A 13,104-nucleotide genomic window follows, 5' to 3' on the forward strand; every position below is an offset into this window, starting at 1 on the left:
GCTTCGCCGCGTACAACAAGGAGAGGAAGCGCTATGCTGGGATTAACCCTGTGGGATTGGGCGGCCCTCGCCGTCTATTTCTGCATCGTGCTGATAATCGGTATCTGGACCGCGCGCCGTGTTTCCAATACCTCCGATTTTTTTATAGGCGGCAGGCGTTTCGGAAAAACCATGATGGTCTTTTTCGCCTTTGGCGCAGGCACCAGCGGCAATGATGCGGTCGGTGTTTCTTCAAAAACCTATGTGGGCGGTTTATCCGGCATCTGGTTCCAATGGCTGTGGTTGTTCTGCACCCCCTTCTATTGGTTGATCGCGCCCGTCTTTCGGCGTATGCGCGCCCTGACTACGGGCGACTATTTCGAACAGCGCTATAACGGCAGTGTGGCAGGGCTCTACGCCTTCGTTGGCATGGGCCTCCTTACCGTCAATATCGGCGTATTACAATTGGGCGCGGCCTCGATGATTGAAGCCTTAACGGGCGGCGCTGTGAGCCGTTACGCCGCTGTTCTAGCCATGACCGCCCTCATTTTATTTTATGGTATTGCCGGAGGATTGGTGGCCGCCATTCTCACCGATTTCCTGCAGGGCATCCTAACCCTCGTCCTGTCCTTCTTGCTGATCCCCTATGCGCTCAGTGCGGTAGGCGGATTTTCAGGGCTCCATGAAGGCATTCAGGACAGCCACATGTTCAGTCTTGTGGCACCCGGTGAAATAAACTTGTTCTATATCATCATGCTCTGTACGAGCGCCCTAGTAGGTATCGTTACCCAACCCCATACCATGGGTACGTGCGCGGCAGGACGTACGGAGATGGATGGTCAAATCGGCTTTGCAGCCGGCAACCTGCTCAAACGCTTCTGCACAGTGGCATGGATGATTGTCGGTCTTTGCGGCGTGGTCATGTTTGCCGGCGAAAGCCCCGCCATGGATCCTGACTTGGTCTATGGAGCCGTGGCGCAGCGGCTGCTGCCCGCCATCATGCCCGGCCTTGTCGGTATCTTTTTGGCCGCTTTAATCGCATCACTCCAATCTTCCTGTGACGCCTTCATGGTGTCCTGCTCCGCCTTGTTCACACAAAACTTTTACCGCCGCTGGCTGGTGCGCGACAAAGCAGATGGACATTATGTATTGGTGGGACGTGTGACCGCCGTAGTCGTTGTTTTAATTGCCGTTGTGTTTTCGTTCTGGGTTCAGGACGTGCCCAGCGGATTGGTCTGGTTTTTCAAACTACAAGCTTTAATGGGCGCGGCGTTCTGGCTCGGTCTGTTCTGGCGCCGTGCTACCGTCGCCGGCGCGTGGGCATCTACTTTGGTCGGCTTTGCTGTCCTCGCAGTGACCTCCCTGCCGCAGTTCCACGCTTGGGCGGTCACACATCTTCCTGACACCATGATCTGGGAAGAACGTTTCCGTGACTCGTGGCAAATTGCAGCCTATCTTTCTTCCGCCTTTGCCGCAGGCATTATCGTCAGTCTCCTGACGCGGCGCGTCGATAAAGCAAAGCTGGATCGCTTCTATGACTGCCTGCGTACCCCTATACAGCGCGACGAGCTTCACCACCCTGATCCCTTCACCCTGCCCGAAGGCGTAACGCCGCCTCCGGCACGCAAAATCATCCAACACCCTGATTTCGAAATTCTCGTGCCATCGCGAAGCGCTGTATACGGATTTCTATTTTTCTGGGCGTGGGTCGCCCTATTGATCGGTTTTGTCTATTGGCTCAGCGGCGTAGGCGCCTAAGCGCAGCGCACAGCTGATCTCAACAATCTCAATCAAGGCATGAGACGTTGTCCGCACAGCAAGGCCTTTAGATCTGTACGCTGAATATACCGATGATCGTGGCAATACTGGGAAGCACAGGCTGTGTCGCGCCCAGATCCATAGACGGCGTATCATCCTGACCGGGAGCAGGCGGTACATAAGGAATCCATTCCACGTGCCCATCCATGAACATTACGTTACAGCCGCCGGGTACGTGGTTGAACATGCTCACGCCTTCCCGGTTACCAAAAAAATCCATCATGGTATAAATAGTGCTCTGCGCCATGGCGGACGTTTGAGGATTGTTCACGTCTGTAACCAAAAAGCGTTCATTCCCTTCCTTAAAACGGTAGATCGTATCGCTGCCCCCATTTCCACGACCTGCTGCAACTTGAACATTGTTATCACCGATTTTACGCAGTGCAATGCCGGCAGGTTCATTGGCGTAAGGGCCTGTGTTCATGGCATATTGGACGAAGCTCTTTAAGACGCCATCCAAGGCAGCGCCAAATTGCTGCGCCACAAAACAGCCTTCCGGCGCTTCGTATCCCACAACGCCCGCGCCGGCAGAGATATAATCGAAAGTCTCGATTGGTACCGGCGGCAAATCACGGGCTTGCAAACGGTCTGACATCCAGCCAAAATAAACATAGCTGGGACCTGCCTTCCAATTTTCGCCGGGCTTCCAAAAATTCCAATCGCCATTTTCATCTCTCAGGGAATCAACATCATCTTCCGCATCAGACGGGCAAATTAAAATGGAAGGATCGCTGTTGTAGTTCGGATACCAAGCACTGATAAGGGGGGTCGACGCAATTTCAAAAACGGAGGCATCTCCCGATAAGCCCGCCAAGCCCGCCGGCCCCGGCCAGCCTTCTTTATGGATATTGGTATCTTGGATGGGAGGCCAATAATCCTTTTGTTCATCGGCATACAATTTAAAGATGGTGCCCCATTGTTTTAAATTGTTTTGACACGACTTTCTGCGTGCCGCTTCACGGGCACGTGCCAAGGCCGGAAGTAAAATAGCGGCCAAAATTCCAATTATTGCAATGACAACCAACAGTTCGATAAGTGTAAAGCCTTGTTTTTTGATGACATGAATCCTTCATAAGTAATGGGATAAAGACAGGTGTTTAAAAATCGTATAAAAACAAATAGAACTGAAATTATAACTGTGCCTGAAATGTAAGTACAACTTTATATAAATTATCGCGACCGGCGGAGAAGAACACCTGCACACATGATTCTTTCTGAATGGATATGGGCCTGTGTATAAACCCGGCAGAGAGAATGGACCGTCTCCGTTCTTTTCTCATTCATGGAAAAACGGGACACGTCGGATCGCCGATTATTTCTCTCTCCGCGCCTGTCCCTTGTGAAGATAAAACCAAAGATCTGCATTTTTGGCAATCGAATCATCATGGGTCACAATGATCAAGGTGACGCTTCCGCTTTGGTTGAGATCGCAAAGTAATTCAACGATTTCAATACCGGTGCGCTCGTCCAGATTGCCGGTCGGCTCATCACACAACAATACGGAAGGATGATTGAAAAGGCCTCGGGCAATGGCGACCCGTTGTTGTTCACCCCCGCTGAGCTGGCCCGGCTTATGGGTCATACGCTCCTTCAATCCCACTTGTTCCAAGAGCCCGGCGGCGCGTTCCTTACATTCTTTTCGTCGTGCCCCTTTACACAATGCCGCCATCATCACATTTTCCAGCGCCGTAAATTCAGGGAGCAGATGATAGAATTGGAACACAAATCCGATTTCACGATTGCGAATGTGATTAATTTTTGCACTCGTCAAGGCGCTTAATTTTTCGCCTCGAAAAAAGAGATCGCCTGAAGAAGGGTTGTCTAAGGTTCCCAAAATATGGAGCAAGGTACTTTTGCCCACACCGGACGGTCCCGTAATAGAAACCATTTTCCCTTCGGGAATTTCGAGGCTGATGCCATCCAGTATGACCAGTTCACGATTGCCGTCACGGTATACTTTCCGAATCTTATCACAAGCGATAACGTTGTTGACCCCATTATTCATAGCGCAGCGCGTCCACCGGATTGAGGCGTGTGGCACTCCACGCCGGATATAGAGTTGATACTAGGGTGAGCAAAACCGCAGAAACGGTTATCCACACCAAATCAGAAATGACAATGGCGACGGGGATGCCGTCGAAGTAGTAGATGGTACTATTAAATAAATCCACGCCCAAGAACCACGCGATAAGTTCTGCAACAGGGTTGATGTTGTAGGAAAGCACCACGCCGAAGATCAGCCCTATCACGGTACCTGTCAGTCCTATAAGCAATCCTTCCACAATGAAGATACTGAGTATAGACCAGCCGCTTGTACCGAGCGTGCGCAGTATGCCGATGTCTCGTTGCTTTTCCATGACGATCATAATCAGCGTGCTCGTGATATTAAAAGCGGCAACAAGCACAATGAACACAAGAATAATAAACATCGCCACTTTTTCCTGCTTCAACGCTTCGAAAAATGCTTCCTGACTTTCATACCACGTTTCCGCACGGTAAGGCAGCTCATCACGAATCAAGGCGGACACCTTGTCGGCAAGAAAGGCATCGGTCAGGCGCACATGTATGCCGTCGACCACGTTGCGGCCCGTAAGCATTTGTGCCGTGTCAATATCGACAAAGGCATATAGATTGTCGAAGTCAGACATTTTCGCTTGCGAAATACCGCTCACCGTAAGAAACACTTGGTTGCCCGGGCGCATGCCAAAAGGCGTGACCGTGGGCTTATCCGTCATGACCGCCACTTCAGAACCTACCCTCGCGGCGAGACGGTGGGCGAGCCGAAAGCCCAGCACAATTTCTTTTTCACCGGGCATTTTCCCCTCGCCAAACATGCGGCCGCCCTCATGGGTAAGGTTGCGCGGCAGATCCGTAACTTCTGCTTCTAGTTCCGGATCAATACCCAACACAAAAGCACCCGTCGTGTTATCGCCCCGTTTGATTAAAGCCTCCATTTGCATCACGGGACCTGCCCCCAAGATTTCCGGGGAAAGGGCTTTCAATTCGGAAATAACCGTGTAGGGCTCTTCAAGCGGCAGGCCTGCACGATTGAAGACCGTTAAATGGGAACGATTGCCGATAATCGTTTCGCGCAGCGCATTGTCGAAACCGGTCATGACACTCATCACCACGATTAACGCTGTAACACCCACACTCACGCCTGCCACAGAAATAAAGGTGATCAGGCTGATGAAACGTGTTTTGCGTTTTCCCCGTAAATAGCGGGCTGCTACAAAAATTTCAAATCGCACCGGAAGGTACTTCCTCCATCATAATTTAATCGGCCCGGACAAGGAAAAGACTGTGAACCGGGGCAAGATTTGTTGTGAAAGAAAAAAAAGATGTGTGGACACTCCTACGTATAAGAGTATATCTGAGAGCGGCCCATAGCTGCAACGCGATGAAAATTCAATTGATATATATTGACATCCATTATAAACTTATGATACGTTAAAAGTGTTGTTTTTATAATTATAGGACTAACCATCAACAGAAAGGAGTGTCGAATTCGGTCTAAATTTAATTTGCCTTAGAAGAAATATGTCTTGTTAGTCTGTTATCTTATTTAATTTTACAAGGAGAACAAACATGAAACGTAAAGGCTTTACACTGATTGAGCTGCTGGTAGTGATTGCAATCATTGGTATTCTGGCTGCAATCCTCCTGCCGGCGCTGGCGCGTGCCCGAGAAGCCGCACGACGCAAATCCTGCCAAAACAATTTGAAGCAATGGGGCACCATTTTCAAATTGTACGCCGATGAACAAAAAGATTATTGGCCGCCTCTCCAAATCACCAACCAAAATGCTCCCGGTTGGCCGGATCTGACCCTTAGCAGCAATCCCTCCGTTCTGGAACTGATCCCCACAGCCCTTGTGACGGCGTGGTATCCCAACTACAACAGTGATCCGTCAATCTGCATTTGTCCCTCAGACTCGGAAGAAGACCTCGACACACTCCGTGATTCCAATGGTGACTGGGAATTTTGGAAAGCCGGAAAGAACTGGCAAGCAGGCAGCAGCTATGCTTATATTGGCTGGATCTTCGACCTCATGCAGCACCCCCAAATTCCTCCCGTAGAAGTGGGTATTTTTACCCATTTAGATGCAACATCAAGCATGCTTGGTTTTACACCGCCTGAAGGCGGACTTGCCTCCGCACAATTTGGTGCCACCATAGACGCACTGCTCCGCGAACTCTTCGGTAAACTGACCAGTGCCGGCAGCACGCCCCACGGTATTGTACTGCGCAGAGTTGTTGACAACGACCTGAAATTAGAGTCTGCCTTTAATACATGGGGTAATGGCCGAGGCGACCGCGTTTACCGTCTTAAGGAAGGTAACGAGCGCTTCATGATCACGGACGTCAATAATCCACAGACCGCCGCCATGGCTCAAAGCACGCTTTTCGCCATGATGGATCTTTTCGGGAATTACGGTAAAGCAGTAGCTTACTTTAACCACGTTCCCGGCGGATGTAACGTGTTGTTCATGGACGGCCACGTGGACTGGATCCCTTATGTGGCGCCTGCGCCCGGTCAGGACAATACGGCCAGTATGGACTTGGGAGCGACCCAACCAGTACTGCCGAGCTTGGCGAATATCATTGGTATCTTTAAAGGCGTTAACTAAGCCCCATACAGTAATCTAACCTAGCTAATTTAAACGCCCCCGCAGTGATGCTGTCGGGGGCGTTACTTATTCACGATGAAGATATAACAGCGGGCGCAAAGAAGGTCTTGCCTATTTCTCCCAAGCAAGACGAGGCATTTCACCATCAACCAAAAACCAGGGATAGGTTTCCCAACCCTTATTTTTAAAGTAAAGGGTTTTACTCATTTGTTGGGATAATAAGGCACGGCCGCCGGCACTTTCATCTCTGCCGCTGCGCTCCTTATCCCAAAAACAAAAATGAACAAGACCTTGCAGGTTCTGTCCCACCAGTCCCCCCACATGATGCAGCCCGATCACCAATCCCGTACTATACGAAGCGATAATCTTATCCCGATTCAATCCTACCAAGCCGCCCACATTATTAAACATTCCCTTTGCAGAAGTTGTGGCATAACAGGCGAGGATCGTACCCAGTGTTTGCGTTCCCACCAAGCCGCCCATGCCCCAGCCTCCCGTTACAGATCCTGAGGCACAGGAAAATTTAATAGCGCCGCCATCATTGACACCAACCAGTCCGCCCACATCGACTGTGCTGACAAATCCGATGACATCGACTTGAGCGCTGCATTCCGTGATGGTTCCGGAATTGTATCCCGCCAAGCCGCCGATCTTTTGACAATAAGCAGCACCAGTCAGCGTCCCTTCACTATGACATCCCGCCAAAACACCACCATCATTGTATCCGACTAAGCCGCCCACATGACTCCCGTACATACTTCCTTCAACAGCTCCCTGTACACGGCAATTCCTTAAGGTGCCTTGGTTAATTCCCGCGAGACCGCCCACATTGATCTTGCCCCGTACGGTCACATCAGTGACACGAAGATTCTTGATCAGCGCCCCCGCCCCTACGATGCGAAAAAGTCCGACAGGGGAATCATTGTCGCCAACAATCTCAGCGCCTGACAAAGAGTAATCCCCACCGTTCAAGATCCCTTGAAAGGGCTGTTCATCTCCAACAGGGCGCATAGCGCTGCCGCCACAATCCACATTTGCCGTGAGAAGAAAATGTTGGAGCTCTGTATCCACCGCCTCCACAAGGCATAGCCAATCGGCAAGGCAGGCAATTTGATAAGGATCCTCTTTTGTCCCCACCCCACCGCTGTACGCATAAGCATTCTTGGCAGAAAGTAGGACCGCAGCTGTCAGGCACAGCAGATATAGCAGCGCTGCAGCACGGGTCAATGAATCTTTATAAAATGCCTTCATCCTCATGGACTTTCCTCATATATCTTTCGAGTCAATAAGCGGACGAAAAACAGTATGCGTACCGATTCTTTAGAAGAACCGAGTCGTCATGCCATTCTTCGGCCGTATTCATTCATGTTTCAGTTAAGGTTTACAACCCCCGGATTTGCCAGCCTTTGCGATAAGAACGTCGAAGTAAGCCGGTGGCATCCGTATTGTTGTCGAATTTTAGTTGATGACTGTTCCACTGCAATGTTTTGCCCGGGAAACGATTGGCAATATTGCCGAGCAATACGGCTTCAGTCAGGGGCCCGGAGAAGTGGAAGCCCGCGTCTCCCGTAGTTCCCGATAAGGCAGCATCCACAAATTCATGATAATGATTCTTGGGTTCCAATTCGGGCTTCGGATAGTCCACAAACTTTTCTTCAGGGTAAAGATGCGGCGGCCCCACATGGGGAAGGATCATCGTTCCTTCTTCCCCGATGATAATGGAACCGCTTGCGGGCAATTCAAAGTCTGCGGAAAGGTGAGGGGAAAGACTCGGATCCGGCTTTTTACCGCCGTCGCGCCAAGTCGCTGAAATTTCACGATCCGCCGTCCACTGTGTGCCGGGGAAGACATAGTGTGAAATGGTCCACGCAGGATGCACTTCATCACTGACACATTCGGTCTCAGCGGTGATGGTGCGGGGCGCGCCAATTTCTAGGGCCGTAAAAACAGGATCGAAAATGTGACAGCCAAAATCGCCGACAGCGCCGCTTCCAAAATCACGCCAACAGCGCCATTTAAAAGGATGATAAAGTACTTCCTTGTAGGGACGTTGCGGCGCAACCCCCAGCCAAAAATCCCAGTTCACATGTTCCGGTATGGCGTCTTCCCCTTCCGGCCGTTGCTTGTCGTCGGTGGTGTAGACAGCGGAACACCACGAATGCCACGATTTCACCTTGCCGATGGCGCCTTCCTGCAGCCAAATGACCGCCGTACGATAAAAATCATGGGCGTGTATTTGGATGCCCATTTGCGTGGCGATGCCTTGTTTTTTAGCCGCCAACGTCAGACGCCGCGCTTCAAAGACGCTGTGAGTCAGCGGCTTCTCGCAAAAGACATGCAGTTTCTTTTGGATTGCAGTCATGGCAGCCGGGGCATGCGTATGATCGGGCGTGGAGACATTCACCGAGTCTATCTGATCGCCTTCCATTTCGAGCATCTCACGCCAATCCCGATATAAACGGGCATCAGGATAACGTTTCGATGCCTTTTCCAAACTCACAGCGTCAATATCGCACAAGGCGCGAACTACCACTTTACCGCTGCTAAAAATTTGCTCAAGATCATAGGCACCTTGCGCAGCAACGCCAATGGCGGCATGATGCAGTTTCTCCGAAACAGGCGCTCCAAGGCTGAGCCTCGGCAAAATAAGCGGTACGGACAGACCGGCAAGACTCGTTTGTTTCATAAAAGATCGTCGTGACAATGTCTTTTTCATTACAACTATTTTCCTTAAATTTCCGGCGTGAAATGGGCAGTCACTTACTGCGCCATTGTTTGGACATGGGCGGTGACCCTTCCAAGACAGCAAGGGGAGAGCACGTTGCCTTTGAAAACCACCGCTGATTATTTTATATCTACAACACTTCCTCAAGTGAGTTGTGCTACCCCAGTATAGGGGATAGGTGAATTCTACATCAAAAGAATTTGTTTCATCAATTAATTGAAATAATGCTCAGATGATGTTTTCAAGAAATACGGTGCACTCAAACCCTCTTGCACCCAGCCTCTTCCAAGCCTAATAAAGGCTGATACGCGTCCCATGGATAGAAGCCGGTCTTTTTAAAGTGGTGTTTCAGGCATCATACATGTTACTGTGTAGGGAGGTAAAAATCTTCGCTTTTCCGGGCTGTATTGCAAACCAACCCGCTCCATGCCAAGTCAAAAATAGGATTTCTCACGAGAAGCTATAGGGAGCACGGTCAAAATAGTGTTTGTCATTGCAACGGAATTGTTGTAGAAAACTATGGTTTATGTTGTTGCGTATACGCCCTTTATGAAATATCGCGGCAGCGCAGCGAAACAACAAGATAAGGATCTTTATGATGCGATTGTTTACGTTACTCTTACTGGGTGCCCTGTGTTTTGCTCCGATGGCACAATCGGACGATGATAATGGAATCATGGGCAATTATCATGGAAGCTTTGAAAATGAAGAGTGGGCTGACTACTACATCCGTGCGCAAATTGTCGCCATTACCAAAACTGATCACCGCGCGGTAATCTTTGTGGGCGACTCAGAGGAAAATGCTACCCGCCGTGAAATGAGAGGCACGACAGAAGAGAATGGAAGCATCACCTTTGAGAATCGCTTCAGCATACGCTCTTTAAAAGACACCTTTCTCCTTCAGGCAACCGTTGAAAATGAAGTCATGAAGGGCTCGTTCACAGCTGCCGACGATGAATCGGCACCGGCCCGCGATTTCGTCTTAAACCGCGTCTTTCTCACACCGCCCAGCTTGGGCGCAGCCGTGCCGGAAGACGGTATACTTCTTTTTGACGGCTCCAACACCGATTTGTGGGAACGGTGGCCCTTGGGCTGGTGCCTGACCGGGGAAAATGCCATGGAAGTGTGCGGCAGCAGCTTTAAAACCCGTGAAGATTATGGCAGCGGCCTTTATCATGTAGAATTCCGGACACCGTTCATGCCCACCAGCCGCGGACAAGGACGCGGCAACAGCGGCGTCTACCTCCTGGGCCGCTATGAAGTGCAGGTACTGGACAGCTTCGGACTAGTCCCGAAAGATAATCTCTGCGGCGGCATTTATCAATTTGCCGTTCCTGCCGTAGATGCCGTATTACCGCCGCTGCAATGGCAAAGTTATGATATCCAATTTTCAGCGCCGCAATTCGATGAAGAAGGCAATAAAACAAAGAATGCGCGCATTACGGTAGTCCATAATGGCCACACCATTCACGACGATGTAGAGCTTGAATCCGGCACGCCCGGCGGCGTCAGCGACCAAGAAACAACGGCAGGTCCGCTCCTCCTCCAGGACCATGGAGACCGTGTGCAATTCAGAAATATCTGGTTTAAACCGGAAAAATAATTGTGACTACCCCCATCTTTTTATCCTTGGTCATCCCGGCATATAACGAGGCGGCGCGCATTAGCCAAACGCTTGCCGCCGCCGATCGTTATTTCTCAGCCTGCGCTTATGATGCCGAGATTATTGTTGTCGATGATGGCAGCACCGACCAAACCAAAGAGGTGGTAACCCAATTTCAGCAGAAAAGCGGCACACCGATTCACTTGGAATCCTTGCCTAAAAATAGAGGCAAGGGCTTCGCCGTAAAAACCGGAATGCTCCACCGTGCCACGGGAAAGTTTCGCTTCTTTTACGACGCAGACGGCTCAACACCCATTGAAGAGCTGGATCGCTGTGAAGCGCTCTTTGAGGGGCGGGCAGATATTATCATCGGATCCCGCGCCTTGCCCGATTCCATTATTCAACAACGCCAAGCTTGGTATCGAGAAATGATGGGGCGCTGTTTCAACCGCATCGAAAGAATATTAGGGATCACCGCTTACACCGATACGCAATGTGGTTTTAAAGGCTTTTCCGCGGAAGCGGCTGTCTTATGCTTCTCCCATCAAAGCATTGACCGTTTTAGCTTCGATGCGGAACTCCTCTACATTGCCGTGAAACATGGCCTGCAGATTGAGGAGCTGCCCGTACGCTGGATTAACAGCCCCAATTCAAAAGTCAATCCTCTTCGCGACGCGTCACGCATGTTCCTTGATCTATTTGCCATACGCCTCAAAGATTTCAGAGGCGTCTACGACAACAAAACCCGTCTCTAGCCCACCACTCCGAACGCCCGCTATCAAACAACACTTCGCTCCGCGCGCCCATTTCGCGCTGCTCATGAAGAAATGAAGCCTCCTTTTTGTTATAGATATACAGTGATGCTTACCCGTAAAATAAGGAGCTTAATGCACTATGACCAAGACAAAAATCAAGATAAAACGTGTGTATGAAGCGGCCGACGCTGATGACGGAACCCGTGTATTGGTCGATCGGGTGTGGCCCCGCGGAATTGCCAAAGAAAAATTGAAGGCCGATTTGTGGATGAAAGATATCGCGCCAAGCACAGATTTGCGTAAGTGGTTCAACCATGATCGAAGCCGATGGGAACCATTCAAGGAGCGCTATTTTACAGAGCTAGCGAAAAGGCCCGCATTAATCGATGAACTCGTGCAGCTGGCGTCAAAACACACGATCACCCTCCTTTACTCCGCAAAAGATGAGACCTGCAACCAAGCCGTTGCACTTTTGGAATATTTACAAAGCCGTCGTTAAAGGGGACAGCGCTGCCCTCGAAAGCGGTATCCCTTCTCAAGAACGGAGACTGACCCCGATTTTTTGCAGCTCGTGGTTAATATCTTCTTTTCGCAATGCCCCTTCTTGCCGCGTCACCAAATTTCCAGCGGCATCATAAAAGAGCAACAAAGGTATATTCTGTGCCTTATGACGGGCAGCAAGAAAAGGTTCTGCGTCCACATTCACCGTTACCACTGTCAATTGATCCCCATAGCTTTCTTTGATGGCTTCAATGTGGGGCTTAATCATTTTACAAGGGCCGCACCAGTCCGCGTAAAAATCGACCAATACGGCTTTCCCTTTTCCAAGGACTTTATCAATGGGATTGGTTTTAAATTGAGCAACTCGCTCTTGTGTCCAGCTCTTTTCTAAACGGAGGGACACCGTATCGCCAAAATGGATCAAATAGTCGGTAAATACGGCTTCTTGCCGATCCAGTGTCAGAAACTCTTCTAAATCTTTTTTAACTTCTTCAAAACTTGCCCCTTCCATCAAATCTTGATGATCCTCATAAAAGCTAAGCAATTCCGCTTCACTTGGCCGTGCTTTCTCTGTGATCTCCGCAATAAAACGCTGCACCTGCTGATCCCAATCCCTATCTCCCGGATTGGAACCGCTCTCTTTTGCTACCTGTCCTTTAATGATCCGATCCGTGGCCATATGCTGCAACACATAAAAGCCGTAAGGAGATTCGTCCACCTCGTCGTCGTTCATGTATTTCATCATTTCACCGCGGTAATCTTCTTTGGTAATCACAAGATCCTCGGACGCTAAAATGGTATTACCGTCAAGTTCCTCCAATTGTGCGCCCGCCAAAATACCATCTGCAAAATTGGGGTATACCTCAGCGACACGCGCTATTTTCGGAGTAGGCGGCGCTTCAATGACCGCAGCAGCGTTGTCTTCCTTCTTTTCTTGCACCACTTCTACAGGCTCCGACTCCGGCCTTGTGTCAAGTGCAACTACTTCCTCCGACACGGCTTCTGATACCGTTTCTATTTCCGGGAGCACTTCATCCTCAACAAGAGCTTCCACCACTACGATTTCCTACTCCGCTGCCTCTTCTTCAGCCGCA

At 50.2% G+C, this 13,104-nt stretch carries 11 protein-coding genes and 1 pseudogene; 6 read left to right on the plus strand and 6 right to left on the minus strand.

All coding sequences use genetic code 11. The features are described from left to right. Nucleotides 1–33 precede the first annotated feature (33 nt). Entirely contained in the window at nt 34–1,737 is a 1,704-nt protein-coding gene (locus GX117_05865) for a sodium:solute symporter family protein (protein NLO32869.1), read from the plus strand. A gap of 67 nt (nt 1,738–1,804) precedes the next feature. Here the strand turns inward: GX117_05865 and GX117_05870 are convergent, their stop codons facing one another. The 3 genes from GX117_05870 to GX117_05880 all read right to left on the minus strand — a co-directional run bounded on the left by GX117_05870 (nt 1,805) and on the right by GX117_05880 (nt 5,048). Next, entirely contained in the window at nt 1,805–2,863 is a 1,059-nt protein-coding gene (locus GX117_05870; GenBank protein NLO32870.1) for a prepilin-type N-terminal cleavage/methylation domain-containing protein, read from the minus strand. A 246-nt stretch (nt 2,864–3,109) separates the two neighbouring features. Further along, nucleotides 3,110–3,802 carry an ABC transporter ATP-binding protein gene (locus GX117_05875; protein ID NLO32871.1) on the minus strand — a complete coding sequence of 231 codons (693 nt, stop codon included), beginning with the start codon at nt 3,800–3,802 and terminating at the stop codon, nt 3,110–3,112. Then, the gene (locus GX117_05880) at nt 3,795–5,048 is read right to left on the minus strand and encodes a lipoprotein-releasing ABC transporter permease subunit (protein NLO32872.1); all 1,254 of its coding nucleotides are present in this window, start codon (nt 5,046–5,048) and stop codon (nt 3,795–3,797) included. Before GX117_05880 ends, GX117_05875 begins: the two co-directional genes overlap by 8 nt. Nucleotides 5,049–5,385: 337 nt before the next feature. On the opposite strand from GX117_05880, the pseudogene GX117_05885 reads away from it, so the two are divergent. Together GX117_05885 and GX117_05890 are read left to right on the plus strand one after the other, a co-directional pair. Continuing rightward, nucleotides 5,386–5,532, plus strand: a pseudogene (locus GX117_05885) (prepilin-type N-terminal cleavage/methylation domain-containing protein). 315 nt (nt 5,533–5,847) lie between these two features. After that, nucleotides 5,848–6,426, plus strand: coding sequence for a hypothetical protein (locus GX117_05890; GenBank protein NLO32873.1), 579 nt, complete (start codon nt 5,848–5,850; stop codon nt 6,424–6,426). A 111-nt stretch (nt 6,427–6,537) separates the two neighbouring features. On the opposite strand, the gene GX117_05895 is transcribed toward GX117_05890, so the two are convergent. Further along, entirely contained in the window at nt 6,538–7,677 is a 1,140-nt protein-coding gene (locus GX117_05895) for a hypothetical protein (GenBank protein NLO32874.1), read from the minus strand. A gap of 130 nt (nt 7,678–7,807) precedes the next feature. Further along, nucleotides 7,808–9,142: a Gfo/Idh/MocA family oxidoreductase gene (locus GX117_05900; protein ID NLO32875.1), complete on the minus strand. Its 1,335-nt coding sequence runs from the start codon at nt 9,140–9,142 to the stop codon at nt 7,808–7,810. Between the two features lie 604 nt (nt 9,143–9,746). Between GX117_05900 and GX117_05905 the strand changes: the two genes are divergently transcribed. The 3 genes from GX117_05905 to GX117_05915 all read left to right on the plus strand — a co-directional run bounded on the left by GX117_05905 (nt 9,747) and on the right by GX117_05915 (nt 12,008). Further along, a complete protein-coding gene (locus GX117_05905) occupies nt 9,747–10,754 on the plus strand; it encodes a DUF1080 domain-containing protein (GenBank protein NLO32876.1) in 1,008 nt (335 codons plus the stop codon). Nucleotides 10,755–10,756: 2 nt separating this feature from the next. After that, nucleotides 10,757–11,509 carry a glycosyltransferase family 2 protein gene (locus GX117_05910; GenBank protein ID NLO32877.1) on the plus strand — a complete coding sequence of 251 codons (753 nt, stop codon included), beginning with the start codon at nt 10,757–10,759 and terminating at the stop codon, nt 11,507–11,509. Nucleotides 11,510–11,648: 139 nt separating this feature from the next. Continuing rightward, entirely contained in the window at nt 11,649–12,008 is a 360-nt protein-coding gene (locus GX117_05915; protein NLO32878.1) for a DUF488 domain-containing protein, read from the plus strand. A gap of 36 nt (nt 12,009–12,044) precedes the next feature. Here the strand turns inward: GX117_05915 and GX117_05920 are convergent, their stop codons facing one another. After that, the gene (locus GX117_05920; protein ID NLO32879.1) at nt 12,045–13,067 is read right to left on the minus strand and encodes a thioredoxin fold domain-containing protein; all 1,023 of its coding nucleotides are present in this window, start codon (nt 13,065–13,067) and stop codon (nt 12,045–12,047) included. Between the last annotated feature and the right edge of the window lie 37 nt (nt 13,068–13,104).

It is taken from the genome of Candidatus Hydrogenedentota bacterium (assembly GCA_012523015.1).
In the GTDB taxonomy this organism is placed as follows: domain Bacteria; phylum Hydrogenedentota; class Hydrogenedentia; order Hydrogenedentales; family CAITNO01; genus JAAYBJ01.

Bases quoted from the DNA above. Each gene is read 5' to 3' on its own strand.
- GX117_05865 (NLO32869.1), top strand. From the start codon at position 34: ATGCTGGGATTAACCCTGTGGGATTGGGCGGCCCTCGCCGTCTATTTC.
- GX117_05875 (NLO32871.1), bottom strand. From the start codon at position 3,802: ATGAATAATGGGGTCAACAACGTTATCGCTTGTGATAAGATTCGGAAA.
- GX117_05890 (NLO32873.1), top strand. From the start codon at position 5,848: ATGCAGCACCCCCAAATTCCTCCCGTAGAAGTGGGTATTTTTACCCAT.
- GX117_05895 (NLO32874.1), bottom strand. From the start codon at position 7,677: ATGAAGGCATTTTATAAAGATTCATTGACCCGTGCTGCAGCGCTGCTA.
- GX117_05900 (NLO32875.1), bottom strand. From the start codon at position 9,142: ATGAAAAAGACATTGTCACGACGATCTTTTATGAAACAAACGAGTCTT.
- GX117_05905 (NLO32876.1), top strand. From the start codon at position 9,747: ATGATGCGATTGTTTACGTTACTCTTACTGGGTGCCCTGTGTTTTGCT.
- GX117_05915 (NLO32878.1), top strand. From the start codon at position 11,649: ATGACCAAGACAAAAATCAAGATAAAACGTGTGTATGAAGCGGCCGAC.